The following is a 26185-nucleotide window of genomic DNA, read 5'->3' on the forward strand; positions in this document are numbered from 1 at the left end:
AGAGGTCTGGACGATGGAAATCTACACAAGCTCCCTTTTCGCGCCGATCGTTATAAACGGCCATACCCTGAAGAACCGCCTTTCTGTCGCGCCGATGACGCGCATCTCGGCGACCGAGGACGGCCGGGCGACCGAGACGATGACCCGTTACTACGAGCGTTTCGCGCGTGGCGGCTTTGGCGCAGTCACGACCGAAGGTATCTACACCGATCAGGCGTTTTCGCAGGGCTACGTGCATCAGCCCGGCATGACTGACGAAGCGCAGGCCAACGCCTGGAAACCGGTCGTCAGCGGCATCAAGGCGCACGGCGCGCTCGCCATCGCCCAGATCATGCATGCTGGGGCGATCAGCCAGGGCAATCGCTTTCGCGACACCACGGTTGGGCCGTCTCCGGTCCAGCCGAAGGGCGAACAGATGACGTTCTATCATGGTAAGGGCGCCTACGCCCCGCCGGCCGCAATTACGGAGGCGCAGATCGTCGACGCCATCACCGGATTTGCTCAGTCGGCGGGGCGCGCGATCAAGGTTGCCGGATTTGATGCAATCGAGATTCACGGCGCCAACGGATATCTTCTCGACCAGTTTCTGACCGACTACGCCAACACCAGAGCGGATTCGTGGGGGGGCGCCACGGAGAACCGCGTACGGTTGATCGTCGAAACCTTCAAGGCGGTGCGAGCGAACGTCGGCCCCAGGGTGCCGGTCGGGGTCCGTATCTCTCAAGGCAAGGTGAACGACTACCATCACAAGTGGGCAGATGCGGAGCGTGATGCCGAAATCATCTTCGGCAGCCTCGCGGACGCCGGCGCGGACTTCATCCATGTAACCGAATTCGAGGCGTGGAAGCCGGCGTTCGCGTCGGAAGGTCCATCCTTGATGCAGCTCGCCAAGCGCCACGCACCCAAAGCAGCAATCTTTGCCAATGGCAGTCTGCACAACGTCGAGCAGGCGCTGGCTGCGCTGGACGACGGTGCCGATATCATCACCCTCGCCCGCGGGGCTCTGGCGAATCCCGACCTACCGAGGCGTTGGTCCAACCGAAGCGTCCTCAACGACTTCGACCCCACGATCCTTGGACCGATAGCCAACATCAAAGAAGCCGAGCTGGCGATGTAAAGACGATTCGATTGAGGATCGTCGAGAATATAAATGGGAGCCATTAGACATGGGTAGCGTCGCAATATTCTGGATGCAGCTTCTCGTGAGTTGCGCCGTCTTCTCCATCGTCGCGGCGTGGTACGTTTGGCCGGCCCTGACCAAGCTGCCTCGCAATGCCGCTCTGATTCCGCTGCTCTGGGTGCATGTGCCCCGCTATGTGGGAATGACCTTGTTGGTTACGGGTATGGTCGATCCCAAATTGCCCAGCGAGTTCCTTTCCAGCGCGGCTTACGGCGATCTCTTAGAAGCGGCGCTGGCTCTCATTTCGATCTTCGCTCTTCGGAGCAACTGGCGCGGTGCTGTTCTTCTAGTATGGCTAACCAACACCTGGGGATTCGTAGACCTGCTAAATGGCGTACGCGGCGTGCTGCAGTTGAACGTGCCGAGCTTCAACTTGGCTACCTTTTGGTATGTCTACACGTTTTACGCCCCCCTGGTACTCATCTCACATCTGATGATCTTTGCGATTTTGATCAAATCCAAATCTTGGAAGAAATAGAGTAGATGCACCCGAATCCCCGGTCGCATACCTACGGCAAACCGTGCTGCGTCCCTCAGCCTACAAGCAACATGGTGCAATCGTGATGAAGCGGCATGCTATCACTTTGCTGCGTCCCGTTCCTGACCGTCCTTTTCTGTCGGCGTCATATCTCCTTCAAGATTTGGTGGATCGTCGGCCTGATTTCGGACGGGGGGAGGCAGATTGTGTGGACGGCCTTTGCAACGGCCGAACTCCATCCATGAAGGTCGCGACGGCCTGGGCCACGGAGGCATCGATCTCATTCTGGTCCATGGGCGGACGCAGCCCGAGGACTACGTTCAGATGGCGGTCGTCGCGGACCATGCCGATGAACTGCTCCGCCGCGAGCACAGGATCCGCAACTACTATTCGCCCCGAATCCCGATAGAAGGTCAGCGCTTCGGCGAGATGGGCCGTCGCCCGCCCAGGCCCGTGCTCGAAGAAAATTCGGGCGATCTCAGGAAAGCGACGGCTGTCGGCGACGACTGCGCGATACAGGTCGAGCGCGGTGGCCGACATGATGATCTCTAGGTAGCGGCGCCCGACTTCGGCTAGGGTACTCGCCGGATCATCCATTGCAAGGCGTGACGGCGCGAGCGGCTGTAGCACCTCGGCCGACAGCTCTTCGATCAGAGTGATGAAGAGTTCCTGCTTATTGTGGAAGTAATTGTAGACGGTCTGCTTGGACCCTCCGACCCGATCACAGATCGTTGCCATGCTCGCAGCCTCGTAACCGACCGCAAAGAAGATCTCAGCGGCCGCGCGTAAGATCGCGGCGCGTCGTTCCTGTTTAAACGCTGGCAACAGGTCTTTGGAAGAGGCAGTCACCTTCATCACGCACTAACCCCATTTTGGTTCGATGTTGGAACCGACTTCACAGACTCACACGTCTTCACATAAAGACCGTCGCCCTGCGGGCGACCAACCTAATTCGTCAACCGCACCCTGAACGTCCAATCTCAAAACATCACCCTTCATCTGAACTTCCGGTCGCCAGACATCCCTGGATGTCCCTTGCCATTTATTGGACCGTACGGTACAGTCCAAAAAACATGATGGCAAGGAGATATCCATGCGCCACGCCACAGAGCTTTTGACCCATCCCAGCCATTCTCCACCTCCCGCCGCGGAAGCGCCTAGTGAACACATCATCTCTGACCGGAGCACCGGGTTTAGCCCGGCCAAACAAGAGAGGGGCGCCATCGGTCGTGGTGCCCGACGCGTACTGATCGTCTGCGGCCTTGCCCTTGGCGGAGCGGGGCTCGCAGCGGCCTGCGCCTGGTACTGGGAGCGTGCGTCGGTCGAGAAATCTGAAGACGCTTATGTGCGCGCTGAGATCACAGTGATCAGCCCGAAGGTGCAGGGCTACGTGTCGGCGCTCCCGATCGCCGACAACGAGGAGGTAAAAGCAGGACAGGTCCTCGTCCGCATCGATGACGCGGACTTCCGCGCGAGGGTGGCTCAGGCAGAGGCCAACGTCGCTGCCGCCCGGGCAGGAATTGAGGCCCAGGAGGCGGCCGTCACGAATCTCGACAGCCAAACCACCCAGCAACGCAACGTCATCGCCCAGGCCGAGGCTGCGGTGATGAGCGCCGAGGCCGAGTTCGAGCGAGCCCAGCTCGACTACACGCGGTATGAGACACTCGTCAAAGAGTCGGCCGTGTCTCGCCAGCGGTTAGAGACTGCAACGGCTGACCTTCGCAAAGCCAATGCGGCTGTCGCGGGCGCAAGAGCGGCCGCCGCAGCGGAGCGAGGCAAGCTCGACGTGCTGGCGAGTAGCCGGAAGCAGGTGGAGGCCAGCCTGCAGCAGGCGCGCGCGAACCTGGGGCAGGCCGAAGCCAACCAAACACTTGCTCGAATAGATTTGGCGAACACGGCCCTCCGGGCTCCTGTCGATGGCGTGGTAGGCGCGCGATCGGTCCGTTTGGGGGCTCTGGTGCAGCCCGGAACGCCGCTCCTGTCGATCGTCCCGCTAGAACGGGTGTGGGTCGTAGCGAACTTCAAGGAGACGCAAGTAGCTCTAATGCGTCCCGGCCAGGCCGTTACCATTCGGGCAGATTCCTTTCCAGGCGTTGCAGTCCCGGGACACATCGACAGCTTCTCCCCGGCAAGTGGCGCGCAATTCGCCCTCCTGCCGCCGGACAATGCCACAGGCAACTTCGTCAAGATCGTTCAGCGAATCCCTGTGAAAATTGCGGTTGATCCGGGTGGCGCCCTTCAAGGGCGCTTGCGCCCCGGCATGTCGGCGTCTGTCGATATCGACGTCGGCAATAGCCGTTCCGACTCAGGTTCCGCTTCCGGTGCAGAAGCAGGCCGGCCATGACCGCTACGACCTTCATCGTCCATCCTGCGGCCGGCGCGCTCGACGGCGCGGCGACACGGAAAGCATCGGGACGCGCCGCGGCCGTCATCGCGGTCGGAGCACTTACGGCGGCGGCCGTGATGGATGGCTTGAACGCGATCATCTTCGACATCGCCGGTGATCACATGGCCGGCTATGTATCGGCGACTCCGGACGAAGCGGCTTGGCTCAACCTGGCTTATTTCATGGCCAAGGTGTGCGGGTTGCCCATGACCGCGCTGCTTCTCACCTGGCTCGGCACGCGGCGACTGCTGCAGTGCGCCCTCGTTTTGGTCATCATCGCCTCCGCAGGATGCTGGCTCGGCCGGGATCTTACGTTCCTCGTGCTGTGTCGAGCGCTTCAAGGGCTTGGCGGGGCCGCCATCCTCGCCGGAGGGCAAAGCTGGCTGTTCGGTCAATTTCCTAACCGACGCCAGGGGCTGATCCAGGCCATTTTTGCTCTCGGCGCGATCATGCTGCCGACGACTGCAGCTCCGGCGATCGCCGGCGTCATCGTGGACGCGGACTCATGGAACGCTGTCCTCCTGCTCAATGTGCCGATCGGCCTGGTCGTGCTGGCCGTCTTGCCGCTGTTCACGCCACGCCGCGTCCCTTGCGTCGTCAAGCCCGATTGGCTCGGGCTCGCGCTGATTTGCCTCGGTCTTCCATCGTTAGTTTACGTGTTGGTCGAAGGAAGTAGGTGGGACTGGTTCGAGGACAGCAAGATTGTCTGGCTGAGTTTGATCGCCGGGGCCTCCCTTACCGGCTTTATCTGCTGGCAGCGCAGCGGCAGGAACACGTCGCCGCTGATCGACCTCAAGATCTTTAGGCATGAGGAATTCGCGTTCGGCTTCGCCGTTAGCTTCGTCGCGGGATTTGCGCTGTTTGGCAGCGCATTCCTCATCCCGGCCTACACGCTCGAAGTGCTGCAATTTCCCGCCCGCGACGCAGGCTTGGTGCTGCTACCGAGCGCCCTCACCGTCGGGTTGGGACTTCTCACCAGCGGTTCGGTGATCCAACTCCTGCGCGCCCCTCCCGTCGTGATCGTTCCGTTTGGCATCGCCATTTTCATGACGGCAATGTGGCTCCTCTCGGGCTCGAATGCAGGAAGCGGCTACCCAGACCTCGTTCCCACGCTCGTGCTGCGGGGCTTCGGTATGGGTCTGCTGTTCATCGCCATCACCATCGTCTGCCTAGGCGATCTTACAGGCGCCGAGATTCCGCATGGCGTTGGGTTGTTCAATCTTGGCCGACAGATGGGAGGGCTGATCGGTATTGCCTTCCTGGCGACCTTCCTCGATCACCATATGGCCGTCAGCCGCACCGTCATCGTATCGAACCTCGCTCAGGGAAGCCCGGTCGTCACCCAGTCACTACAAGCAATGGAGCAGGGATTTGCAAGCCGCGGAATGGCCCCGGAGCAAGCCACGTCAGCCGCTCTTGCCGCGCTGGATCGCATGGTGACGGGCCAAGCCGCTGCGATTTCATTCAATGAGGCATTCCTGTCGCTCGCCCTGCTCTTCGTCGTCGCAGTCCCCTGCCTCCTCGTGGTGAAGGCTAGTCTGACACTGCTCGGGCGCAGACGGAGAGACAAAACGGCCGAAGCATAAATCCGCGATGTCAGTTCAGAACAGGAGGGAGCATCTTGGCGGTTGCCTCACTACCCGCTCAAGGAGGAGCAGCGGCAGGAGCTGCTCTCCATCGCCGATCGGTTGATCTCACGCTCGTGCGCGGTGCGCTTGACATGATGAGATGGCGCACCCGACACGATTCGAACGTGTGGCCTCCACCTTCGGAGGGTGGCGCTCTATCCAGCTGAGCTACGGGTGCATCTCTCATTCGCCTAGCCCGACCGACCCGTGAGGGTCAACGGATTCGCCGATCATAAATTCAACCCTCATTGGACGACGAGATAACTACGCTCAGCTATCCGGCGGTCCGCTTCCGTTCTCCCGAAACTGCTTACGCGGTGCTTACGCGAAAATCGGTCGGGTCTCTGAAGCGATCAACGGGGCCATCAAGTCACTGTTTATACAAGCCTTTCTTCAGTTGCCTACAAACGAAACGCACTTGACACGAGCCTTCGGAGGGCTTGGCACATGGGTTTTCCGCTGCTTCCTGTTCATCGCCAGAGCTTGCCGGAATGCGCTAACGCGGGCTATTAAGGGGGTTCTGGGAAGGCAACGGTTACACCGGAAAATTCCCGGAATTACCCGCCGCTGCTTCCTATATGCTTCCTGTAATCCTGCCGGGCCGCTCCATGCCGAAGCTCACGAAGAGCCATGTCGATCGACTCCCGGTCGAGGCGCGCGATTATTTCGCGTGGGATGGCGAGCTTCCGGGGTTCGGCGTGCGCGTCTGGCCGACCGGGCGCAAGGTCTACATGGCGCAGTATCGCGCCGGTGGCCGCACCCGCCGGGTGAAGATCGGAACGCACGGAGCGGTCACCGCAGAGCAGGCGCGCACCCAGGCAAAGATCGTGCTCGGTGACGTGGCACGCGGAGAGGATCCGGCGGAAGACAAGGCAACCCGCCGCAAGTCGCTCACGGTGCGCGATCTCTGCGACAATTACCTGAAGGCGGCCGAGGGCGGCCTGATCATGGGCAAGCGCCAGTTGCCGAAAAAGGAAACGACGCTGGTTTCCGATCGTGGCCGGATCGAGCGGCACATAAAGCCGCTGCTCGGCAATAAGCTGGTCCGCGACCTGGTGCAGGCCGACGTCAACCGCTTCATTCGGGACGTGACGCTCGGCAAGACGGCCGCGGTCGTGAAGACAGACAAGAAACGCGGCAAGTCAGTGGTCGAGGGCGGCGCCGGCACCGCCGCGCGAACTGCGGGCTTGCTCGGCGGCATTCTGACTTACGCGGTGAGTGAGGGCATCATTCCGTTCAATCCGGCGCGCGGTGCTAAACGACAGGCCGACGCATCGCGCACCCGACGGCTGTCCCCAGACGAATATCAGCGGCTCGGCGCTGCGCTGCGGACGGCCGACGAACTGGCCGAACCGGAGCAAGGCATCACTGGCATCTGGTTGCTAGCGCTGACCGGATGCCGCATCAGCGAAATCGTCGGGTTGAAATACGATGAGATTGACCTGGCCGGCTCATGCTTGCGGCTGGCCGACAGCAAGGAAGGCGCGTCGGTGAGACCCCTCGGCGCCGCCGCTGCCGATGTCATCCGCAGTGTGGCCAACCTCAGGCGCTCGCCATACCTATTGCCGGCCGATCGGAGCGACGATGGCAGCTATGGCGGCATGGCCCGCGCGATTGATCGCGTGATGACACGGGCGAAGCTGGCAGGCGTCACGGCGCACACGTTGCGTCATAGTTTTGCTTCGGTGGCAGGTGATCTCGGCTTCACCGAGTCCACCATTGCGGCGCTCATCGGTCACTCGGCCAGCGGCTCCGTCACGGGGCGATATATCCACCACCTCGACACGGTGTTGATCGCGGCGGCCGACAAGGTAAGTCGCTCGATTTTGGGACAGATGACCGGCAACGCTCCTATGGATCAAAACCATTTGTCCACGGTTGTGGTCTAAGAATCGTCGCAGGGATCCGAAAAAAGGCCATTTTGTGGCCGTAGACGCTTAGGGGCACTAGACGAAGCAGCCGGGCGGCGCCTAGGGTAACGATTCAGAACGTGTAAAGGGCAAATCAATGAAATTTCCGGCCAGAGATAGGGTGATCTACGACCCTAATCCTCTTGCTCAGGTGATGTGCCTCATTTCGTTTCCGCGGATATTGGCAATCGACAACGCTCTCCCCGTGTCATTTCAGGCTGCTCTCATGGCGCAATTTCCGTTTCTGGAAACAGAGGCGGCCGAAGGTGGCTCAACAGAGCGCGCTGACGACAAACCATTACGTTCGATGATCTACGAATTTCACTCGGCGGACCGGGTTGTTTCGATCGCGCTGGGTTCGGACTTCCTTGGCGTTCGCACAAAGGACTACGAGCGCTGGGAGAGTTTTCGAGAATACATCTCGTTAGCGATAAAGACCTTGATCGATAACTATGGACCAAAGCTTTTTACGCGCGTTGCGCTCAACTACGTCAATCTAATTGATCGAGACGAGTTGAAGCTTACCGATGCCGACTGGAAAGATCTTATTAAGCCTGCGTTGCTCGGAGCCCTTGCCGATCCAGACGTGCCTGAGGATGCAGTAGAGAGCTATCATTCTGTAATCGAGTTGCCCATCGATGGCGACGCCAACGTCCGTATCACCGCAGGACTTGTTGGCGACGACGATGGGGACGGTCCGTCGTTTCTGATAGACAACCTTTTTTATACCGAGAAAGCAGTTGACGCTGATGAACTCCAAAGCCTTGGCAATCTCAACCGATTCAATGCCGAAAGCGGACGCGTTTTTCAATGGTGCATTCAGTCGAAACTACATCTCGCCCTTAATCCACGATCTGTCGACTGACCACCCCCGCTTCATCGACGACAAAATCGCCTTCGTCGTGTGCACACATGTGCCTGCACATGATCAGTCGCGTTTCTTTGCCGCTGATCATTTAGCGACCTATTTGCAGAGCGTCACGGCAAAGACGTGGCGTCTCCATCATGCTTGTTTGGAGCAATTCCCACATTCGCGTCGAGCTGCGCAGAAGCCCAACTTGAACCTTGCGTGGGTCGTTACAGCGGTCACTTCTGATAGAGAGGGAAGCGGCACCGACACTATCGAGGTGGTAATCGAGGGGTTGAATGAGCTTTTGAAGGCGCGTCAATTCGAAGATATCCGGCGCATATTCAGAGTGATGCCGGAAAACCTGATTTCACCCGAAATCATGGTGACGCTCCTACGGACTACGTTCGCCGTGCGTAGCCTGATAGATAAGCCTTGGTATTCTCTGCTTCGCAGAGTCAGAGCGGAGCTTAACGCGCGTGGCCTTCCATCGAAGAAAATATTGATCGGGCTCGAGCAGTAATGCCCCTTGCCGCGAATGCTGAGAGGCCGTTCGATGACGTACGATTTCTCGGCATTGCTGCGAGATCTGTTGACCCCATATATGATGGCCAAGACTTCGGCCTTCATGTCGCTTTACTCTATAAGACCGATAATCAACCTGCGCGTCTTGCCCATCTTGCCTGGCATCACATCCAAATAGCGGATGGTGCGCCAGATGAAGCTTACAAGTGGGACCAGATCCAGCTCGGCGATATCAATACAAAAACCGTCGCATCGTGGTTGAACAAGCGCCGCGCAAAACCTGACAAAATTCCATATGGATTTTCGGTGACCGGAGATGTGTTTGAGCGTGGTACGGACGAGTTTATCGAGCCACCCCTAGGAATGGGATTAACCTGCGCAACGTATATACTTGCCGTTTTGAGGCACCTAGGTTTCCCAATGCTTGAAGAGCATACGTGGCCAGAGGCGCGGCCTGATGATCTTGCGTGGCAGGTGGGTATACTCGAAAAATTGCAAGAGAACGGGGCTTCCGCCGAACATACCACTGCCCTTGCAGAAAATGTTGGTGCAGTCCGCTTCAGACCAGACGAAGTCTGTGGTGCGGCTATCCTACCTGATTGGCCAATCGCTTTCGATGACGCCTCGACGGCGGCAGCGGAGATCGTTCAGTTCATGGGTGCTTGCAGAAACGCAGAAAACGGCCCGGCCGCGACCTGACAAACCGCCAAAACGTGGGAAGCTCATACCCTCCATCGTCGCCCCCGAGTGGCGCAACAATGTTTGACCCTTCTGTTCGACGTGTCGGAGTCGAGGTAGATTGAAGCAACGTGACGAAATCTTAGCGAGATGCGGCGAGATGATAGGTCCGCTTCTATTCCCTGTCGGGCTTTCAGCTTCCAAATGTAATTTTGTCCATGCCCTCAATGTAAGAGTCCAAAAGGCCCGCGCGATCAAGCATTCGATATGAATTGCGAGACGCTGCATACTGAGTCATCTGCTGATTGATCCGACACCAGGAACATTCCGTCTGGGAACTATCTGCCTTCATGGGCTCGAAACAGGTGCTGCACGATACAGCGGCAGGGATAAGCGCCGAGCCGTCGAAAATGTGCGGGCGTTCATGAAGGTCAAGGAAGTATGGAATTGCTGTGACCCTGCCAATTCGAATTTCGAAGTAGCGACAGCCCAGTTCGTGAGCTTTCCTTTTTAGAGCATCTTTCGTTGCATCTGTTGCTCTTGAACCAGCGATGATGCTTCTCACACATTGAACTGGCGCGTCTAGAAGTAGTAGATCGGAAGCGTCGCGGATCTCCGTTTCCGAAGCAACCATTCGACGCTCCCGCTCGTAGCTCCAGCAGGTTGCTTTGGTGTAGTAGGCGGCACGATACACGCCTAATCGCAAAAGATAGATGTAGCGATATTTTCCGATTCTAAATGCTCTATAGAGCATGTCGGTCAGGCCTTCGGACGGGACATCTGAATAAGTTACGTCGCCGAAACTGCTTTCAGGAAAAGCCTTCGCAAGGCAAGTTTCGGAAAATTCAACCACAAATCCTTTATGGTTTTCGGCATAGTGGGCCCACATAGGGACCACATCCGGCGATCGAGAAAAGCAGGTGGTGGGTTGCTGAACAAGCTCGCCAACAGCGTCGGCGTAAAAGGCCAGCGCGTCTGGCTCCTCGTCGAAATCTATTGTGAGAAATAGCTCGTAAGGATCGTTGAAATCCTTCGGCAAAGAGCACTTCATAGTCACCCGCTCAGGCGAGCTGAAAATGGCATCAACGAGCTGAGAACCCGCGTACTTGTAGAGATGCGTGTCCTTACGATCGATCGCCGCTGGATCCTCGCCCGAATGGTCTACCGCCGGCGAGCCGGATGCGGCAGCTTCGTCGAGCAACTTCCGCTTTTTCTTCTTTCCAATCTTATTGTTCATTGGCGCCCCATCGGATCATACTGGTGCTCTTCGGAGTGGCCGCATTTTCCACACTTCAGAGTTTGCAGCTGCACGCCCATGACGCCGAAGACAGGATCTTTCTTTGAGCTAATGACTTCCATTTTTCCTTCACGGCAAATGGGACACGCTTCGCCAGATGTATGAGCAGCGATCTGATCGCGTAGCGATTTGATCTGCCGATCCTTCTCATGAATTTCTTCCCGGGCGTCAGTGAGCGCCATCCGTAGCTCTGCGACCTTTCCGTAGAGGTCCGCCATTGAGGCCTTGAGCTCTCCCTCGCTGACGCCTTTGTCGATCTCGCGTAGCTGCTTGACGATCGTCAGCGCCTGCGATGCGGAAGCAAGTGCAACTGTAAAATCCACGGTCATTCCCCCGAGTTTTGAACTCGATAGCACAGGACGCGCCGAAGCGCCCCCAGAGGGGTGGACATTTTTAACCAAATCAGGTGAGCATGTCCGTGGGCGTGACAACCCGGACCAGTGACTACCCGCAATCCATCTAAGGATCAGTGCTCTCGCTTCGCAGGCGAGTGCCGCGGATATGAGTTTTACGACGTTGTCGTGAAACTCGACGGACGAGCTTGGCGGCTCGGCTCCGAACGGCCGATTTATGGCCGGGGATGAGCGTGCTGTCCAGAGGGTTTCGGCCCTTAAAAGCGCTCTGCCTGTCTCACTGGCAGGTTGTCACTCCCCGGCTGCTCGGTCTGTTACCGGGCGACGGCTGTGACAAGCCGATTTCAGTGAGCAACACCCATGACCGACGCTAGACCTATGTTTCCGCCCGTGGACACGTCCAGGCGCGGTTTTCTGACCCACACCGCGGCCCTTGCCGCTGCCAGCACCGCAATGGCGCTGGCCGCGCCCCTGCCGCCCGCTGAAGCCGCCGGGGTGGCCCCGATCGTTGCCAGCGAGGCCGTTGACCCCTTCTTTATCGAGATCAAGGCTGAGATCGACGAACGGCTGACCCAATGGCACCAGCTCGACGCCAAATGCAAAATTGGTGATCGGGCTTTGAAGGCATGGGAAGCGCGTAATCCTTTGCCTGACATGATCTGGGACGAGGCCGCTGACGAGTGGAAAAAGGACATCGGCACGATCCGCAGCGACTGGCACGAACGCCGGCAGAAGGTGATGTGGCAAACCAAGGTTGGCGAATTGAAGGGCCGCCGAAACGAGGTGGAGGCGGCATATTGCGAATCGATTTCGGAGTTCGCCGCCATCCCGGCAACCAACCTGCCCGTGCTGATCTTTAAGATCGAAACCGGCATCATGATGGATAGTCGCGACGGCACCATTGCCCGATCGGTGCTGTTCGACATTGCCCGGCTGAGACGGTCCGGCGATTTCCTGTACGACGCGGCGAACTCACAGACGGCGCAAGGCTGACGCTTAGCGCAATTTCTGGTCTGACAAGTCCCGTCGGCTCCGGCCGGCGGGTTATCCATCACGGGAAAAACTGATTACCTAGATGGCCGGGTAAAGACTTGACCTTTTTACCCAGCCATCTAGGTTAAAGTTATACCCAGCGAGATTCGACATGGCTACTGCAAATAATCTCTACGAGGCGCTTGCCGACGCAACCGGCAAATCAGTCTCCGCCGTCGAGGCCTATGGGCTTGGTCTGCGAAAAATTCGTCGGTGGCCGCCAACAAAGCCGGGGCGCGGTGCGTCACCTGTTACGCTGATGGACTCGGCAAAGCTGCTGTACGTCATGCTCTCGGCAGGACCGAACGATATCGGCCCGTTCTTTATGGAGTACGCCAATACGTGCCCTCTTGAGAACAAGGACAATGCGATCCTATTGAGCGTTTTGCAGGCCGAGCTGGATCTTAAGGACGACGCGAAATTCCTCGACTACTGCGCAGCATTTATCGCCAAGTATCGCGACGAAACGATCAAGGACGTTGTCTTCTGGAGCGAGTCTCCCGACGGCATGATGGAAGAAAGCGCGTACCCGGGCCCGCATATCGAAATGCGAGTTCAAGGGCCATTTCCCATCGGCGTCTTCAAATTCATCCTGTCGCACAAAATGCTGGATCGTATTGCAGATGCCGGTGGTGACCCGAAGCAGCACATGGGGATGATTGTTATTCCCTTCCTTCCAGAGTTTTTTCGGCTTGCAGCAGAATCTCGGAAACGAGCGGAGAACGCCGAAAGCAAACGGTTGCGAGCTGAGCATCTGCGGAGTGCTGATGCTTTCGGCGACGCCATCCAGGCACTGCGAGAACACAGATCAAAAGGAATTGGTTTCGAACGATACCTGGGTGGTCGCGAGTTCGACGCTGTCGGACGCGCTCTACGCGGTGATGTGCTGAGTACAGGCTAAGCAACTCGCGCCAGGCGAGCCTCTAGGAGACTGAAAAATGAATGAAGCTGAAAAACCCTCTTCGGAGGGAACGCCCCCGGCTTGTCTGCCGGCGCACCTCGACAAGCCTAGACTCCGACGGGAGCACGCGTCGGAATATCTTGATGTGGTGTTCGGCATCACCATCGCGCCTGCCACATTGGCAAAATACGTGACCATTGGCGGAGGCCCTGAATTTCAGAAGGTGAATCGCACACCTCTCTATCCCCGCCACTCGTTGGATGCTTGGGCGAAAAAGAAGCTTGGGCCGCTTATTGCTAGCAGTTCGCAGGCGGGCTGAACAAATGGGCAACATCGGCGCACATGTGTTTATCGACGGCGGGACGATCATCAGCAGTCCCATCACTGCCGAAATCGGTCTCTTCCAATACTTCGTCAACGTGGTCGAGGAAGACGGCTGCGAGATCGGCATGTGGTGTGGTTCGTCCTACCAGCAAGCCGTCGTTGAAGCGGAGATCATCGCCGAAGAGTGGGGCGAGTTGCCTGTGCATGATCGCATCGGCCGAACTGATCTGCTCCAATGATCGACTTCGGCAAGGTCAACGCCGCGGCGCTTAGTTCGCTGCCGTCGCTGCTCGATCGCTGGTTGCCCGGTGGTCGTCGAGAGGGGCGTGAGTACGTCGCCCGCAACCCGCGCCGTGCTGACCGCACGCCGGGAAGTTTCCGCATCAACATCAGCACGGGCCGATGGGCCGACTTCGCCACGGGTGACACCGGCGGCGACCCGGTAAGCCTCGCGGCATTTCTCTTCGATCTATCGCAGCTCGAGGCCGCGCGCCGGGTAGCTGCAATGCTTGGAATACGTGAAGGATGAACATGATCAATGTGGATGAGGCGTTCGCGCCCTTAGACGGTGACGTTCCTCCGCCGCCAGCAGTTGATGACGCATGGCGTCCGCTGCTGCCGATCCCGGCCGACGCTCCGAAACTCACCAATGCTCTCATCAATCGCTTTTGCCCAGCGGGCTACACGTTTGCCGAAGGCTGGCGCTACAACGATGCCGCCGGGCAATTGATGCTTTGCGTGGTCCGCTATAATCGGCCTGCGAATGGCAAGCCGGCAGATAAGCAGATCAAGCCCTTCGTATTCTGCGAGGGGCCGAATGACCGCAAAGAATGGCGTTGCCGAAACATCTCCGATCGGCGTCCGCTCTATGGCCTCGATAGGCTGGCTGCCCGACCGTCCGCGCGCGTGATGGTGGTCGAGGGCGAGAAGGCTGCCGACGCGGCGGCCAAGCGCTTCGACAGCTACGTGGTGGTTACGTCGTCCAGCGGCTCCCATGCCGCCCGCAAGGCCGACTGGTCTACCCTGGCCGGACGGCATGTCGTGCTTTGGCCCGACGCCGATGAACCGGGATCGAAATATGCGGAGACGGTGGCCGGGCTGTTGCAGGGCATCGCGGCATCCGTCCACATGGTCACCACGCCGCCGTCAATGCCGCAAGGGTGGGATCTAGCTGACGACGTGCCGCCTGGCATGAACGACAACGATATCAGCCGCCTTCTCGCCGTCGCCCGGCCGGTGACCGCCGGTGGCTGGCCTGCCGTGACGCCGATCACCTCGACGCTGCCGGCGGTCGAGCCGTTCATTCCCGAACTGTTGCCCGAAGCCATCCGGGACTACGTGATGGACGTCGCCGACCGCCAGCAAGCGCCCCCGGATTTCGCGGCCGTGACCGCGCTGTGCGGAATCGCAGCAACGATCGGAAACCGGGTTCGCGTTCGGCCAAAGCAAAACGATGATTGGGAAGTCGTGCCGAACCTCTGGGGTGCGATCATCGGCCGGCCCAGCGCGATGAAGTCCCCGGCCATGCAGGCCGCGCTCGGCCCGATCTACGCCATCACCGATGACCTGCGCGAGAAGTGGGAAGAGGAAATCAAAAGCGCTCAGATCGACGAAGCGCTTTCCGGCCTCGACGCCAAGGATGCCAAGAAACGCGCCGAGAAGGCGCTGAAGAACGGTGACCGCGATGCTGCCCGTGAACTCCTAGAGGGCCTAGCCGGCGATGACGATGACCAACCGCCATGTCCCCGCATCGTGGTGAACGACGCCACGGTCGAAAAGCTGGGCGAACTGCTGAACGAGAACCCGCGTGGCATTCTGCTGATCCGGGACGAGTTGCCCGGCTTCCTCGCCCGCATGGAAAGCGAGGAGCATCAGAGCGAGCGAGCGTTCTATCTTGAGGCGTTCAATGGTGATGGCCGCTTCACCTATGACCGCATCGGGCGCGGCACCGTGCATATCGAGCATTGCACCGTCAGCATCATCGGTGGTGTGCAGCCGTCCCGCATCGCCCCGATCGTCCGCGGTGCCATGTCGGGCGCCAGCAATGACGGATTGATCCAGCGCTTGCAGATGGTGGTGTGGCCGGACGATATCGGATCATGGCGCTGGGTTGACCGCGCACCGAACACGCTGGCGCGGCTCGCCTACGACAAGGTTTTCCGCGATCTGTACGACCTGCCGATGGGCGACACCGAGCGGCCGACCGTGCTGCGCTTCTCGCCGGAGAGTCAGGAGTTGTTCCAGCAATGGATGACAGAAATCCAGTCCGAAGCCCGGTCGGGGTCTCTGCCCTCAACGCTGGAAAGCCATATCCTGAAGATGCCGAAAACGGTGGCATCGCTGGCGTTGCTGTTCGAACTGATCGACGGCGGCCGGTTCGACGTGAACGAGACGGCAATGCGCCGGGCGCTGGGCTGGGCCGACTATCTCCGCAGCCACGCCAATCGGCTCTATTCGTCCGGCGAGACGATGGCCGAGGATGGCGCTAGGCTGATCATTGAGCGGCGGAACCAGTTGTCGGATTCATTCACCGCCCGCGACGTTCACAAGAAGGGCTGGGCAGGCCTGAGCGACCGCGAGACGGTTACAGCATCGATCGAGATGCTGATCGCCACCAACCACTGCCGAGAGGTCCAGGGCAAGCCGGTGGGGGCGGGTGGCCGTCCTACAATCACATATTGCTGGAATCCCGCACTTCAGGCCGGAGGGTGAGACTATGGGCCGTTGGCTGGCTGCTCTCCGAACCGATGAAAAAAAACTAGAAAACGCTACCGACCCGAACCGACAAAACCCCCAAAACCCCCCTCAAGCGGGTTTTGGGGGTTTTGGGGGTAGCCCTTCCGAGGATATCCAGAAATTCACGCTGGAGGCTGACGAGGGTTTTGGGGGTTTTGGGAGTTCGCTGTCTGGGCGTTTCCAGAATTTTTATTTGCTCGATGACCGCGCCGGCTGGGATGATGAAGACTGGCAGGCGGCATACGAAGAGCGGGCGGCCGTCCTTGAGTTCGATGGGTGTCTGTTGCGCGAGGAAGCGGAACGGCTGGCGCGGCTGGAAGTCGACGATCAGCGGAAGAGGTGGATTCAGTGAAGACGTTCTGGATGGAAGCCGAACTCGGCAACGCGAACATCAAGACGCTGGTGCAGTCGGACAAGCTCGATGGGCTGATCGCCTGGTGGGAAGAGGCGCTGACGAAACAGTCGGAGCCGGACCATCGGCAGGCATCGCGCAACGTCGTGGTCGAGGCGCTGAAAAAGAACCTGCACCACACTGACGAGAAGGTCGCGGAGATGGTGTGCGGCGCGCTGCTGTGGTTGACAGCGACGGGGCCGATCGGAACGACCATCATGCCGTTCATGCGGCGCGGCGACATGACCATCCGATACGAGATCACGCAAATCACCGAGACGGGTTACAATTTCTGCACCAAGTTTGATGAGAAGACGGACGCGGCATTGATGCTTTAGTTATCAACGGCAAACAGTGGAAAGCCCGGGCAAGCCCCGGCATTTCTAAGTTGTCCGACAAGGACGATTTTTTCTTTCAATCTCAACATGCTTCACCATTCTGCGGCCTATGCGGAATGGAACGATGTTTGACCGATTGAAATCCGTCTTCGGCTTTGAGGCGAAGAGCCTCGCCGATCCTAGTCCAGAACTTCTCAGCATCTTCGGCGCGGGTTTGCCGGGCGCGATTACGCGCGCTCAGGCCCTCGACGTTCCGGTGGTCAGCACCGCGATCCGGACGCTCAGCGAAGCCGCGGCGACGCTCAGCATCAAGGTGGTCCGGGTCAACGACGACGGCACCGAGACCGACGACGCCAAACATCCCGTCGCCAAGCTGCTGCAGGACCAGGTCAACGACTGGACCAGCGCCTTCGAACTTGTCCGCGACCTGGTGGTGCAGGCCCTGACCTGCGACGCGGGCGGCATTGCGTGGATCAATCGCGTCGACGGCAGGCCGCACGAGATCATTCTTTACCAGCCGGGCAAGATTTCTGTTTCCTATGCCGACACCGGCGAGCCGAGCTATCGCATCGATAGCCGTCCGCTCGACGCTGCCGACGTGATCCACTTGCGGTCACCGTTCAGCCGTTGCCCGCTGACCATGGCGATGCGCGCGATCTCGGTGGCGTGGCATCTGGAAAATCACGCGCTCAACTTGTTCAAGAAGGGCGCCCGGCCGGGCGGCGTCATCAAGTTCAAGAAGACCCTTGGCGACGAGGGCCTGAAGAAGATGAAGGCCGGTTGGCGCGCGGCGTTCTCCGGTTCGGACAATTCCGGCGAGACGGCCGTTCTGTGGGACGATGCCGATTTCCAGCAACTCACGCTCAACAGCACCGACAGCCAATTTCTCGAAAACAGGAAATTCCAAATCCTGGAAATCTGCCGGGCGTTCCGCATCCCGCCCGGCATGGCCTACGAGCTGGACCGCGTCACGTACAATAACGGGGAACAGCAGGGCCAAGAGTTCCTGAGCTACAGCCTGGAGCCGTGGTTGCACGCGCTGGAAAACTGTTTCCGCCGGGCGCTGTTCTCCACCGACGAACGGGCATCCTATCGCGTCGTCTTCGATCGCGACGACCTGACCCGCGCCAGCCTGACCGATCGCGCCGCGGCGATCAACAGCTTGCGGGCGTCGAAGGTGCTCAACGCCAACGAGGGCCGCTCCTGGATCGGGCTGCAGCCCTATGAGGGCGGTGACGTTTACGAAAACACGAACATCAGCACCGACAGCCCGGCGGCGGACGGTTCGAACCAGCGCGCGGACAAGACGCCACCGAAACAGAAACTGCAGGCGGCAGCATGAACAGCCGGATCGAGTTCAAGGCCGATTTTGCCATTGATGACGCTGGGGCCATCACCGCGATGGCGTGGCCGTTTGCGAAGCCCGATCGCGTCGGTGACATGATCGAGAAGGGCGCCTTTGCCAGCGCGGCGGTTCCGATCCCGATGCTGTTCGGGCACGACGCCAACGATCCGGTCGGCGCCTGGGATGTCGCCACCGAGAAGGCGGACGGCCTGCACCTGAAGGGGCGGCTGTTGGTCGACGACTTGCCGCGGGCGCGGGAGGTGCGGGCGCTGGTCAAGGCCGGTGCTGTCCGCGGCGTCTCGATCGGCTTCGTCACCCGCAAGGCCAGGGCCAGGGCAGGCGGTGGCCGCACCATTTCTCAACTCGAGTTGTTGGAAGCGTCCCTCGTGGCGATTCCCATGCATCCGGGCGCGCGCATCACCAGCGCCAAGTCCGCGATTACGGCCCTTGCGATCGCAGAGGCCATTCACCGCGCCACCGCGGCGCTCACGACAGGAACGAAAGCATGAAGCACGTTGCCACCAAGGCGCTGATCGGCAGCGCTGCCATCATTCGCAAGGGCGATGACGAAGATCCGGCGTCGATCGTCACGAAGGCGCTCGGCGACTTTTCGACCGAGCTCGAAAAGAAGTTTGACGATCGGTTCAAGGCGTTGGAGGCCAAGGCGCCGGCCACCGATCCGAAGCTGACCGAGCGGCTGGACAAAATCGAGGCCAAGGTCAACCGCCCCGGCGCCACGGACAAGACCAAGGACGAACAGGCCGAATCCGAAAAGAAGGCCTTCCACTCCTATCTGCGTCAGGGCGATCGGGCCGACCCGGTCGAACTGAAGACCCTGATCGTGTCCAGCGATCCGCAGGGCGGCTATCTGGCGCCGACCGAATTGTCGACCGAGTTCATCCGCGACCTGATCGAATATTCGCCGATCCGTGGCCTCGCCACGGTGCGCAGCACCACGTCGCCGGCTGTTGCCTACCCGAAACGGATCGGCACGACGAACGGAAAATGGAAAGGGGAACTCCAGGCGCAGGAAGGTTCGGAGCCGAGCTTCGGCCAGGTCGAGATCCCGGTTCGCGAGATCAACACCTTCGTCGACATCTCGAACCAGTTGCTCGCCGACAGCGCGGGCGTTGCCGAGGCCGAAGTTCGCATGGCGCTGTCCGAAGACTTCGGACAGAAGGAAGGCGCCGCCTTCGTCAAGGGCTCCGGACCGCTGATGCCCGAGGGCCTGCTGACCAACGGCGACGTCGTCTCGGTCCCGACTGGCAACGCGGCGACGCTCGGCACCACGCCCGCCGACCTGCTGATCAGCGTGTTCTACTCGCTGCAGGCAGCCTATCGGCAGCGCGGCACCTGGTTGATGGCGGGATCGACGCTCGCCGCGATCCGCAAGCTGAAGGATGGCCAGGGCAACTTCCTGTGGCAGCCCTCGCTGCAGCTTGGGCAGCCGGAAAGCATCTTGGGTCGTCCGGTGGTCGAAGTCCCGAACATGGACGCCATCGGCGCCGGCAACACTCCTATTGCCTTTGGCGATATTGCGACCGCTTACCGTATCATCGATCGGCTGGCGCTCAGCATCCTGGTCAACCCGTACCTGCTCGCCACCAGCGGCATCACCCGCATTCACGCCACCCGGCGCGTCGGCGGCGCGGTCATTCGGCCCGCGGCGCTCAAGAAGATCACCTGCGCCGTTAGCTAGAAGGAACAGCACCATGCGCGATCTTGCTTCAAACATCGGCGTCGTCCTGGCGCTGTCTCCCGCGGTGCAGGCCGCGACCATCAAGGGCAACGCGGTCGATCTGCAGGACTACGAAAGCGCCGCCCTGATCCTCAACAGCGGCGCCATCGTCGGCGCCGGCAGCTTTGCCGCCAAACTGCAGGAGGCCGACACCACTGCGGACGGCGACTTCACCGACGTTCCGGCCGATCTGCTGGTCGGGGTATTGCCGACGGCGCTGGCGGCCGATGCCACGGTCAAGCAAAGCTACATCGGACATAAGCGCTATGTCCGGGTGGTGGTGGCCAAGAACAGCGGGACGTCCGTCGCGGTCGGCGCGGTGTTCGTGCTGGGCCACGCCCGCAATCGTCCGGTGGCCTGATCCATGGCGAGCAAGCTTTCCGAGTTCTCGACGAACACCAGCAGCTTCGGCGCCAAGGGGTTGGCTATCGCCAAGTCTGACAGCGCGGATATTGCTGGTGGTCCGGTCAAAGCGATCACCGTCACCGCTGCGGGGAGCCTGTCCTTCATCCCGCCCGGCAACGCCGACAACGATCCGATCAGCTATGCCGACGTGCCGGTTGGCTTCATCCCGCCCTACCAAGTTCGTCGGGTGAAGAGCACCGGCACCACCGCCACCGTGCGGACAATCGAGGACTAGCAACCATGCCGATGCGCGCACCATCCATCCGTGGTTGCTGCGGGCGTCGGCTTCCGTCTGACGTGCTGTGCCCATGTCAGGCCAAGCGCGCAGCCGAGCGCAAGGCAAGGCACGATGCGGTCAGGCCCTCCGCATCTGCCCGCGGCTATGACGGGAAGTGGCGGACCGAAAGCCGAGCATTCATCGCGGCGCATCCGCGGTGCACGCGCGTTGTGGATGGCAAGCCATGCGGCAAGCCGGCCACGCTGGTGCATCACATCGTTAGGCACGGTGGCGACATGAAACTGTTTTGGTCCCGATCCAATTGGGCGCCACGCTGCACCGAATGCCACAGCAGCGCCGAACAGTCTGGCGAGGCGCGGCAGGCCGGGGGGTGGTCGACGTCTTCGCGGAATCGCCAGGGACCGGCGCATTCTCAGTCCCGCAAGAGATCCCAGAATTGAGGTTTTTTAGATGGCGATCGTCACGTTGGAAGAGGTCAAGGCCCAACTGAACCAGACGCTGGACGTCGATGACGAACTGATCGAGCGCAAGATCTGCGCCGCGCAGTGCCATATCGAACAGCTGCTCGGCTTCAAGATTTCCGATCAGTACACGCCGACGAAGATTCCGGCGCCGCTGAAGGAATGCGTCTGCCAGCTGGCGGCGCATTGGTACGAAAACCGCGAGGCGGTGCTGGTGGGCGTCACTGCGCAGTCGCTGCCGATCGGCGTGTCCGACATCGTGAACGAGTACCGTAACTGGAGCTGGGCGGGTTGAGCCATGCGCGCCGGCAACCTCGACAGCGTGATTGAGATCCAGCGTTTCACCGTCACGGGTGATGACGGCATGGGAAATGAAATTCAGGAATGGGTGGCGCTTGCCACGCTGCGCGCTCAGCTGATCCAGGCCGGCACCGAGGAGTTCATTCGCAACTACGGCACCAGCGAGGACACTGTTATCGTGTTTCGGACGCGCTACCTGCAGGGCGTCACCAACGTCGATCGCGTGGTCTATGACGGCCTTGTCTACGACATCAAGGAGACCAAGGAAATCGGCCGCGCGCGGGGCCTGGAGATCAGGACGATTTCGCAAGGGCAGGTGGCCTGATGCGCGGCACGAAACCGACGCTGGTGGTCGATAATGGCACGGTGCTGCGGGACATCAAGGCACCGTCGTGGATGTCGAAGGACGCCAAGGCCGAATGGCGGCGCGTGTTCCCGGTCATCCGCAAACGCCGCATTCTCACGACAGCAGACCTTGGCTCGCTTGAAAATTACTGCGTCGCGCTCGGCACCGTGCGGGAGATGGAACGGACGCTGCAGGCCGAAGGGCATGTGTTCTCCGCCGAGTCCGGTCCGAAGCGGCACCCGGCTGTTGCCATTCAATCCGACGCGATGACCCGCGCGCTGCGGCTTGCTTCAGAGCTTGGTCTCACTCCAGTGAGTAGATCCCGGCCGGCAGTCAGGAAGGATGATGACGGTGACGAGCCTAGTCCCTTGGATTTCTGACGACAGTCCGATCGATGATCCGTTGGGCCGTGGCGAGCGCGCGGTCCAGTTCTTGCGCGCCCTGCGTCATCCGAAAAGCAATGAGCCGCGCCGCGCCTTCAGGCTCGATCGGTGGCAGGAGCGCATCGTCCGCCGCATCTACGGTCCGCGCAATCCGGATGGCACCCGCATCGTCAAGACGGTGGTGCTGCTGCTGCCGCGCGGCAACCGCAAGACGTCGCTGGCGGGCGCGCTATCCCTGCTGCACACCATCGGTCCCGAGCGCGTGGCCGGGGGCGAAAACATCCTGGCCGCGTCGGACCGCAAGCAAGCCGGCTATGGCTTCCGCGAGGCCGCCGGCATCGTGCGGGAGGACAAGCGCCTGGTTGCTGCCACCCGCATTTACGACGCGCACAACAGCGTCAAGAAGCTGCACTTCATCCGCGACGGTTCGTTCCTCGAGGCGATCAGCGGCGACGCCGGGACGCAGCACGGCCGGACTCCGGCCTTCGTGTTCGCCGACGAACTGCATATCTGGCGCAACGTCGAACTGTGGAAGGCGCTGAAGTCCGCCATGGTCAAGTCGGTCGGCTCGCTCCTGATCGTCGCCACCACCAGCGGGCGCGGCCAGGAAAACGTCGCATTCGAAATCGTCGATCGCGCGCGCAAGGTTGCCAGCGGCGAGATCATCGATCCGACGATGCTGCCGATCCTGTTCGAAACCCCGGCCGATGCCGACTGGAAAGACGAAGCGATCTGGTACGCCGCGAACCCCGGCCTGGAGCTGGGCTATCAGGATATCGAGGGCCTGCGCCAGCTGGCGCGCGAGGGCGAAACCAGCATCACCGCCCGCGAAACGTTCCGGCAATACAATTTGAACGTTTGGCTCGATCACAGCACCGACCCGTTCATCGACATGGCGATCTATGACCGGGGCGGTGGCGTGCTGCCGGACGGCCTGGACGGCCTGCCTTGCTGGATCGGTGTCGACATGTCGACCACCACCGACTTAACCGCGGTGGTGGCGTGCATCCGCAAGGATGATGATTTCGTGGTGCTGGCGCATTTCTTCTGCCCTGGCGACAATTTGCGGGCGCGCGCCGATCGCGATGGCGTCCCGTACCCGGCCTGGGCAGAGCAGGGGTTTCTCACGCCGACGCCGGGCAACGTCATCGACTATTCGGCGGTTGAGGCCTGCATTCGCGGTCTCAATGAGCGGTTCGACGTCCGCGAGATCGGTTTCGATCCGGCCTATGCGCAGGCGGTGATGGGGCCGTTGACCGACGATGGTTTGCCGACCGCGACGATCCGGCAGGGGTGGGTGACGCAATCGCCGGCCTTGAACGAGCTGGAGCGCGTCATCCTGGCCGGCAAGCTGCTGCACGGCGGCCACCCGGTCTTGCGGTGGTGCTTCGACAATGTCGCCATCCACACGGACAGCGCCGGCAACCGCACCATGCACAAAGGCAAGTCGCGAGATCGCATCGACGGCGCGGTGGCGACGTGGATGGCGGTGTCGCGTGCTGCGGCATCTGAAACCCGATCGTTTTACGATTCGGACGCATTCACCGAAGACATGGCGAGTTTTTGAAGCAGCACTCCAAACCGAAGGAAATATGCAATGACCAAAGAACACAGCATCTCGATCACCGGCCTTTCTCAGGTGCGCAGGTTGAAGCCCGGTGCCACTGGCAACATACCGATCGCTTATTTCGACTGCACCGTGAACGGCATCGAGTTGATCGGCTGCGTGCTGGTGCGGACGGAACGCCGCGGCATCGCGGTGTGGCCTCCCAAAATCCCATCATCCGAAGATATCCGGCGCGGCGTCGGGTTCTCTGACAATTCGCTACGCGCCGCCATCCAGAAGGCCGCGCGCGATGTCTATCGCAGCATGGGCGGGCAACATGCCGAGTGGGAGCCCCGCGAGGATGACGGCACCGCAGCAGCGGCAGTGCCGGGGACCAACGAGGCCGCACCAAGCGAGGATTCCGAAGGGCTACGTCGCTTCGTCGTTGCCTAGCGGGCTGCTTCCTATGTGCTTCCTGTGAGGATTTCGGCTGAAGGGAGAATGCAAGAAACCCCTTGTTTTACTGGCGCACCCGACACGATTCGAACGTGTGACCTTTGCCTTCGGAGGGCAACGCTCTATCCAGCTGAGCTACGGGTGCTTCGCAGGTGATGTAGCCGATTGGGCGGGCGTCGGCAACGCCCGGCCCGGGCGATTTCGGCGATAAATCGCGGGGCGGGCGGTCGCGCGGCCCGGTGTCGGGCGTCCGTCACCGGCGCGAATCGTGACGGATGCGCCAGAAGCGCGTGTCGGATTCCAGAAAGCCGGGGCCGGCTATGGTGCTGCTGGAGCGCAGGCATCGCGATCCCCATCCGAGGGCGGAGCGCCGGCGATATCAGTCCGGTGCTGCAGCAGGATCATCAGGCCGGAACGATGACCTTGCCGATCGGCCAGAGCGCAATTCCCGCCAGTTTCAGATGCGCCCAGGCGAACGGGATGCCGATGATCGTCACGGCGAGCATGACTGCGGTGATCAGGTGGCCGAGCGCCAGCCACCAGCCGGCGAAGATGAACCAGAGGATGTTGCCGAGCAGGCCCAGCGGGCCGGTGCCGACGTCCTCGCGTCCGGTCAGCGCCTCGCGCGGCACGGCCATCTGGCCGAACGGAAACAGCGTATAGGCGGCGATATTGAAGGAGGCGCGGGCCCACGGCAGGCCGACGATGGTGATCGCCATGATCACCGCCGCGAGCAGCCACCCCGCCGCCATCCAGAAGCCGCCCAGCGCGATCCATAAAATGTTCAGAAGCAACGAAACCGGCGACATGGGCAAATCTTTCGCGTCAGGGCCTTGGGAGGTCAGCCTGAACCTTAAGGCTCACGCCGGCATCCGTCGATTGGGTGAAGCGACCGCGTGAGCCCTGCGCGGATGATTGTTCCCTGCCGCGAAGCCGTCGCAGCAGCGGCTTCTCGACCAGAAGATGGGCGGCGCAGCCGCCGAGCACGGCGGCAGCCAGCGCGATGCCATAGATCGCCCAGTGCGGCAGCGCGACGAAGCGGGTCGCGGCGATCGCGATCTTGCAGGCCAGCCCCAGCAACGCGAGATGCGTCAGATAGATCGAATACGACGCATCGCCGAGAAATTTCAACGCCGCGATCGGACGGAACTGGCGGTGGGTTTCCAGCGCCGCCGCGCCCGCGATGATCAGGCCGAAGCCGAGCGCATAGCCGAGCGGATGGAAATGGAGTGTGTGGCCATTGGCCTCGGCGAGGTAGCAAAGCGCGACCGTGCCCAGTCCAAGCCCGATGCAGGGCAGCGCGATACGGGGCGCGCGCAGCTTCCAGGCGAAATAGGCCGCGATGCCGACCGCGAAGTCCATGTTGAACGCTGAAAAATAGGTGTTGAGCGCGGTGCGGCTGCCTTCTTCGGCATAGACGCCGAACAAAACCGCCGTGCTCAGCCATGCGACGAGCACCGCCCAGCCGATCCTTTGGCTGAGGATCAACACGCCGAACAGCGCGTAAAATGACAGCTCGTGCATCAGGCTCCAGGCCGGTGTGATCGGCAGTTCGAAGCCGTCAAAACGAACCAGCAACAGCGTGCTGATCCAATCGGTCACGCCGTGCGGAAACGCGGTCGCCGAACCGAGCCCCAGCGCCAGCAAGGCGCACATGCCGAGCGCGTACACCCAGTAGACCGGATACAGCCGCGTGAAGCGCTTGCGCAGATAGGGCCGCAACCTCTCGGGCCGGCCGATGTCGCGATCATGCGCATAGAAGATGATGAAGCCCGACAGCACGAAGAAGAAATCGACGCCGAGATTGCCGCGCCAGGTGACGGCGTGAAACACCGCATCGCCGAGATAGCGCGGCTCGCCGAGCAGAATCGACAGATGGAACGCCGCAACCGCCAGCGCGGCAAGGCCACGGCCATATTGCAGCAGATGAAGTGGTTTTCGGTCCGTCATCGCGGCGTGCCTT

Annotated in this window: 30 protein-coding genes and 2 tRNA genes; 25 read left to right on the forward strand and 7 right to left on the reverse strand. The window is 60.8% G+C overall.

Features of this window, described 5'->3' with window-relative positions:
• Positions 1-13: 13 nt before the first annotated feature.
• Together HNR60_RS04395 and HNR60_RS04400 are read left to right on the forward strand one after the other, a co-directional pair.
• Entirely contained in the window at positions 14-1117 is a 1104-nt protein-coding gene (locus HNR60_RS04395) for an NADH:flavin oxidoreductase (protein WP_184254698.1), read from the forward strand.
• A gap of 49 nt (positions 1118-1166) precedes the next feature.
• Positions 1167-1658, forward strand: coding sequence for a hypothetical protein (locus HNR60_RS04400; RefSeq protein ID WP_184254700.1), 492 nt, complete (start codon positions 1167-1169; stop codon positions 1656-1658).
• A gap of 156 nt (positions 1659-1814) precedes the next feature.
• Here HNR60_RS04400 and HNR60_RS04405 read toward each other — a convergent pair whose 3' ends face one another.
• Positions 1815-2513, reverse strand: coding sequence for a TetR/AcrR family transcriptional regulator (locus tag HNR60_RS04405; protein ID WP_184254702.1), 699 nt, complete (start codon positions 2511-2513; stop codon positions 1815-1817).
• A 238-nt stretch (positions 2514-2751) separates the two neighbouring features.
• Here HNR60_RS04405 and HNR60_RS04410 point away from each other — a divergent pair, with 238 nt between their 5' ends.
• Both HNR60_RS04410 and HNR60_RS04415 read left to right on the forward strand, forming a co-directional pair.
• Entirely contained in the window at positions 2752-4002 is a 1251-nt protein-coding gene (locus HNR60_RS04410) for an HlyD family secretion protein (RefSeq protein ID WP_184254704.1), read from the forward strand.
• Entirely contained in the window at positions 3999-5630 is a 1632-nt protein-coding gene (locus tag HNR60_RS04415; RefSeq protein WP_184254706.1) for a DHA2 family efflux MFS transporter permease subunit, read from the forward strand. Before HNR60_RS04410 ends, HNR60_RS04415 begins: the two co-directional genes overlap by 4 nt.
• Before the next feature lie 143 nt (positions 5631-5773).
• On the opposite strand, the gene HNR60_RS04420 is transcribed toward HNR60_RS04415, so the two are convergent.
• A tRNA-Arg gene (locus HNR60_RS04420) sits at positions 5774-5850 on the reverse strand.
• A 430-nt stretch (positions 5851-6280) separates the two neighbouring features.
• On the opposite strand from HNR60_RS04420, the gene HNR60_RS04425 reads away from it, so the two are divergent.
• From HNR60_RS04425 to HNR60_RS04435, 3 genes are all read left to right on the forward strand, one after another.
• A complete protein-coding gene (locus HNR60_RS04425; RefSeq protein ID WP_184254709.1) occupies positions 6281-7561 on the forward strand; it encodes a tyrosine-type recombinase/integrase in 1281 nt (426 codons plus the stop codon).
• 118 nt (positions 7562-7679) lie between these two features.
• Complete coding sequence (locus HNR60_RS04430; protein WP_184254711.1) at positions 7680-8447, forward strand: TIGR04255 family protein; 768 nt, start codon at positions 7680-7682, stop codon at positions 8445-8447.
• A gap of 504 nt (positions 8448-8951) precedes the next feature.
• Positions 8952-9653 carry a hypothetical protein gene (locus HNR60_RS04435; RefSeq protein ID WP_184254713.1) on the forward strand — a complete coding sequence of 234 codons (702 nt, stop codon included), beginning with the start codon at positions 8952-8954 and terminating at the stop codon, positions 9651-9653.
• A 172-nt stretch (positions 9654-9825) separates the two neighbouring features.
• Here the strand turns inward: HNR60_RS04435 and HNR60_RS04440 are convergent, their stop codons facing one another.
• Together HNR60_RS04440 and HNR60_RS04445 are read right to left on the reverse strand one after the other, a co-directional pair.
• Positions 9826-10869: a DUF2971 domain-containing protein gene (locus tag HNR60_RS04440; protein ID WP_184254715.1), complete on the reverse strand. Its 1044-nt coding sequence runs from the start codon at positions 10867-10869 to the stop codon at positions 9826-9828.
• Positions 10866-11258 (reverse strand): hypothetical protein, encoded by a 393-nt coding sequence (locus tag HNR60_RS04445; protein ID WP_184254717.1) that lies wholly within the window; start codon positions 11256-11258, stop codon positions 10866-10868. The genes HNR60_RS04440 and HNR60_RS04445 overlap by 4 nt, the downstream gene beginning before the upstream one ends.
• Before the next feature lie 384 nt (positions 11259-11642).
• Here HNR60_RS04445 and HNR60_RS04450 point away from each other — a divergent pair, with 384 nt between their 5' ends.
• From HNR60_RS04450 to HNR60_RS04535, 18 genes are all read left to right on the forward strand, one after another.
• Positions 11643-12275 (forward strand): hypothetical protein, encoded by a 633-nt coding sequence (locus HNR60_RS04450; RefSeq protein ID WP_184254719.1) that lies wholly within the window; start codon positions 11643-11645, stop codon positions 12273-12275.
• Positions 12276-12426: 151 nt separating this feature from the next.
• Positions 12427-13215, forward strand: a complete 789-nt coding sequence (locus HNR60_RS04455; protein ID WP_184254721.1) for a hypothetical protein — start codon at positions 12427-12429, stop codon at positions 13213-13215.
• A gap of 37 nt (positions 13216-13252) precedes the next feature.
• Positions 13253-13534, forward strand: coding sequence for a hypothetical protein (locus HNR60_RS04460; protein WP_184254723.1), 282 nt, complete (start codon positions 13253-13255; stop codon positions 13532-13534).
• Positions 13535-13538: 4 nt separating this feature from the next.
• On the forward strand, positions 13539-13778 hold the full coding sequence (locus tag HNR60_RS04465) for a hypothetical protein (protein ID WP_184254725.1): 240 nt from the start codon (positions 13539-13541) through the stop codon (positions 13776-13778).
• Positions 13775-14068, forward strand: a complete 294-nt coding sequence (locus HNR60_RS04470; protein WP_184254727.1) for a hypothetical protein — start codon at positions 13775-13777, stop codon at positions 14066-14068. Before HNR60_RS04465 ends, HNR60_RS04470 begins: the two co-directional genes overlap by 4 nt.
• Positions 14069-14730: 662 nt before the next feature.
• Positions 14731-16251 (forward strand): YfjI family protein, encoded by a 1521-nt coding sequence (locus HNR60_RS04475; protein WP_184254937.1) that lies wholly within the window; start codon positions 14731-14733, stop codon positions 16249-16251.
• Positions 16252-16255: 4 nt separating this feature from the next.
• Positions 16256-16627, forward strand: coding sequence for a hypothetical protein (locus HNR60_RS04480; protein ID WP_184254729.1), 372 nt, complete (start codon positions 16256-16258; stop codon positions 16625-16627).
• Entirely contained in the window at positions 16624-17004 is a 381-nt protein-coding gene (locus tag HNR60_RS04485; protein ID WP_184254731.1) for a hypothetical protein, read from the forward strand. Before HNR60_RS04480 ends, HNR60_RS04485 begins: the two co-directional genes overlap by 4 nt.
• Positions 17005-17128: 124 nt before the next feature.
• Entirely contained in the window at positions 17129-18346 is a 1218-nt protein-coding gene (locus tag HNR60_RS04490) for a phage portal protein (RefSeq protein WP_184254733.1), read from the forward strand.
• Positions 18343-18858, forward strand: a complete 516-nt coding sequence (locus HNR60_RS04495) for an HK97 family phage prohead protease (RefSeq protein ID WP_184254735.1) — start codon at positions 18343-18345, stop codon at positions 18856-18858. The genes HNR60_RS04490 and HNR60_RS04495 overlap by 4 nt, the downstream gene beginning before the upstream one ends.
• Positions 18855-20048 (forward strand): phage major capsid protein, encoded by a 1194-nt coding sequence (locus tag HNR60_RS04500; RefSeq protein WP_184254737.1) that lies wholly within the window; start codon positions 18855-18857, stop codon positions 20046-20048. Before HNR60_RS04495 ends, HNR60_RS04500 begins: the two co-directional genes overlap by 4 nt.
• A gap of 13 nt (positions 20049-20061) precedes the next feature.
• Positions 20062-20448 carry a hypothetical protein gene (locus HNR60_RS04505; RefSeq protein ID WP_184254739.1) on the forward strand — a complete coding sequence of 129 codons (387 nt, stop codon included), beginning with the start codon at positions 20062-20064 and terminating at the stop codon, positions 20446-20448.
• 3 nt (positions 20449-20451) lie between these two features.
• Positions 20452-20727 (forward strand): spike base protein, RCAP_Rcc01079 family, encoded by a 276-nt coding sequence (locus HNR60_RS04510; protein ID WP_184254741.1) that lies wholly within the window; start codon positions 20452-20454, stop codon positions 20725-20727.
• A gap of 453 nt (positions 20728-21180) precedes the next feature.
• Positions 21181-21486 carry a head-tail connector protein gene (locus tag HNR60_RS04515; RefSeq protein WP_184254246.1) on the forward strand — a complete coding sequence of 102 codons (306 nt, stop codon included), beginning with the start codon at positions 21181-21183 and terminating at the stop codon, positions 21484-21486.
• Positions 21487-21489: 3 nt separating this feature from the next.
• On the forward strand, positions 21490-21816 hold the full coding sequence (locus HNR60_RS04520) for a phage head closure protein (protein ID WP_184254743.1): 327 nt from the start codon (positions 21490-21492) through the stop codon (positions 21814-21816).
• Positions 21816-22217, forward strand: coding sequence for a phage terminase small subunit P27 family (locus HNR60_RS04525; RefSeq protein WP_184254745.1), 402 nt, complete (start codon positions 21816-21818; stop codon positions 22215-22217). Before HNR60_RS04520 ends, HNR60_RS04525 begins: the two co-directional genes overlap by 1 nt.
• Positions 22183-23787 (forward strand): terminase large subunit, encoded by a 1605-nt coding sequence (locus HNR60_RS04530; protein ID WP_184254747.1) that lies wholly within the window; start codon positions 22183-22185, stop codon positions 23785-23787. Before HNR60_RS04525 ends, HNR60_RS04530 begins: the two co-directional genes overlap by 35 nt.
• Before the next feature lie 30 nt (positions 23788-23817).
• Complete coding sequence (locus HNR60_RS04535; RefSeq protein WP_184254749.1) at positions 23818-24219, forward strand: hypothetical protein; 402 nt, start codon at positions 23818-23820, stop codon at positions 24217-24219.
• 71 nt (positions 24220-24290) lie between these two features.
• Here HNR60_RS04535 and HNR60_RS04540 read toward each other — a convergent pair.
• The 3 genes from HNR60_RS04540 to HNR60_RS04550 all read right to left on the reverse strand — a co-directional run bounded on the left by HNR60_RS04540 (position 24291) and on the right by HNR60_RS04550 (position 26172).
• Positions 24291-24367, reverse strand: a tRNA-Arg gene (locus HNR60_RS04540).
• A gap of 259 nt (positions 24368-24626) precedes the next feature.
• Positions 24627-25031, reverse strand: coding sequence for a YccF domain-containing protein (locus HNR60_RS04545; RefSeq protein ID WP_184254751.1), 405 nt, complete (start codon positions 25029-25031; stop codon positions 24627-24629).
• 16 nt (positions 25032-25047) lie between these two features.
• The gene (locus HNR60_RS04550) at positions 25048-26172 is read right to left on the reverse strand and encodes an acyltransferase family protein (RefSeq protein WP_184254753.1); all 1125 of its coding nucleotides are present in this window, start codon (positions 26170-26172) and stop codon (positions 25048-25050) included.
• Positions 26173-26185 lie beyond the last annotated feature (13 nt).

The organism is Rhodopseudomonas rhenobacensis (assembly GCF_014203125.1).
Lineage (GTDB): Bacteria > Pseudomonadota > Alphaproteobacteria > Rhizobiales > Xanthobacteraceae > Rhodopseudomonas_A > Rhodopseudomonas_A rhenobacensis.

Excerpts from the sequence above, each read along its gene's own strand:
- HNR60_RS04395 (WP_184254698.1), top strand. The coding sequence starts at position 14 with ATGGAAATCTACACAAGCTCCCTTTTCGCGCCGATCGTTATAAACGGC.
- HNR60_RS04400 (WP_184254700.1), top strand. The coding sequence starts at position 1,167 with ATGGGTAGCGTCGCAATATTCTGGATGCAGCTTCTCGTGAGTTGCGCC.
- HNR60_RS04405 (WP_184254702.1), bottom strand. The coding sequence starts at position 2,513 with ATGAAGGTGACTGCCTCTTCCAAAGACCTGTTGCCAGCGTTTAAACAG.
- HNR60_RS04410 (WP_184254704.1), top strand. The coding sequence starts at position 2,752 with ATGCGCCACGCCACAGAGCTTTTGACCCATCCCAGCCATTCTCCACCT.
- HNR60_RS04415 (WP_184254706.1), top strand. The coding sequence starts at position 3,999 with ATGACCGCTACGACCTTCATCGTCCATCCTGCGGCCGGCGCGCTCGAC.
- HNR60_RS04425 (WP_184254709.1), top strand. The coding sequence starts at position 6,281 with ATGCCGAAGCTCACGAAGAGCCATGTCGATCGACTCCCGGTCGAGGCG.
- HNR60_RS04430 (WP_184254711.1), top strand. The coding sequence starts at position 7,680 with ATGAAATTTCCGGCCAGAGATAGGGTGATCTACGACCCTAATCCTCTT.
- HNR60_RS04435 (WP_184254713.1), top strand. The coding sequence starts at position 8,952 with ATGCCCCTTGCCGCGAATGCTGAGAGGCCGTTCGATGACGTACGATTT.
- HNR60_RS04440 (WP_184254715.1), bottom strand. The coding sequence starts at position 10,869 with ATGAACAATAAGATTGGAAAGAAGAAAAAGCGGAAGTTGCTCGACGAA.
- HNR60_RS04445 (WP_184254717.1), bottom strand. The coding sequence starts at position 11,258 with ATGACCGTGGATTTTACAGTTGCACTTGCTTCCGCATCGCAGGCGCTG.
- HNR60_RS04450 (WP_184254719.1), top strand. The coding sequence starts at position 11,643 with ATGACCGACGCTAGACCTATGTTTCCGCCCGTGGACACGTCCAGGCGC.
- HNR60_RS04455 (WP_184254721.1), top strand. The coding sequence starts at position 12,427 with ATGGCTACTGCAAATAATCTCTACGAGGCGCTTGCCGACGCAACCGGC.
- HNR60_RS04460 (WP_184254723.1), top strand. The coding sequence starts at position 13,253 with ATGAATGAAGCTGAAAAACCCTCTTCGGAGGGAACGCCCCCGGCTTGT.
- HNR60_RS04465 (WP_184254725.1), top strand. The coding sequence starts at position 13,539 with ATGGGCAACATCGGCGCACATGTGTTTATCGACGGCGGGACGATCATC.
- HNR60_RS04470 (WP_184254727.1), top strand. The coding sequence starts at position 13,775 with ATGATCGACTTCGGCAAGGTCAACGCCGCGGCGCTTAGTTCGCTGCCG.
- HNR60_RS04475 (WP_184254937.1), top strand. The coding sequence starts at position 14,731 with ATGAACGACAACGATATCAGCCGCCTTCTCGCCGTCGCCCGGCCGGTG.
- HNR60_RS04480 (WP_184254729.1), top strand. The coding sequence starts at position 16,256 with ATGGGCCGTTGGCTGGCTGCTCTCCGAACCGATGAAAAAAAACTAGAA.
- HNR60_RS04490 (WP_184254733.1), top strand. The coding sequence starts at position 17,129 with ATGTTTGACCGATTGAAATCCGTCTTCGGCTTTGAGGCGAAGAGCCTC.
- HNR60_RS04495 (WP_184254735.1), top strand. The coding sequence starts at position 18,343 with ATGAACAGCCGGATCGAGTTCAAGGCCGATTTTGCCATTGATGACGCT.
- HNR60_RS04500 (WP_184254737.1), top strand. The coding sequence starts at position 18,855 with ATGAAGCACGTTGCCACCAAGGCGCTGATCGGCAGCGCTGCCATCATT.
- HNR60_RS04505 (WP_184254739.1), top strand. The coding sequence starts at position 20,062 with ATGCGCGATCTTGCTTCAAACATCGGCGTCGTCCTGGCGCTGTCTCCC.
- HNR60_RS04510 (WP_184254741.1), top strand. The coding sequence starts at position 20,452 with ATGGCGAGCAAGCTTTCCGAGTTCTCGACGAACACCAGCAGCTTCGGC.
- HNR60_RS04515 (WP_184254246.1), top strand. The coding sequence starts at position 21,181 with ATGGCGATCGTCACGTTGGAAGAGGTCAAGGCCCAACTGAACCAGACG.
- HNR60_RS04520 (WP_184254743.1), top strand. The coding sequence starts at position 21,490 with ATGCGCGCCGGCAACCTCGACAGCGTGATTGAGATCCAGCGTTTCACC.
- HNR60_RS04525 (WP_184254745.1), top strand. The coding sequence starts at position 21,816 with ATGCGCGGCACGAAACCGACGCTGGTGGTCGATAATGGCACGGTGCTG.
- HNR60_RS04530 (WP_184254747.1), top strand. The coding sequence starts at position 22,183 with ATGACGGTGACGAGCCTAGTCCCTTGGATTTCTGACGACAGTCCGATC.
- HNR60_RS04535 (WP_184254749.1), top strand. The coding sequence starts at position 23,818 with ATGACCAAAGAACACAGCATCTCGATCACCGGCCTTTCTCAGGTGCGC.
- HNR60_RS04545 (WP_184254751.1), bottom strand. The coding sequence starts at position 25,031 with ATGTCGCCGGTTTCGTTGCTTCTGAACATTTTATGGATCGCGCTGGGC.
- HNR60_RS04550 (WP_184254753.1), bottom strand. The coding sequence starts at position 26,172 with ATGACGGACCGAAAACCACTTCATCTGCTGCAATATGGCCGTGGCCTT.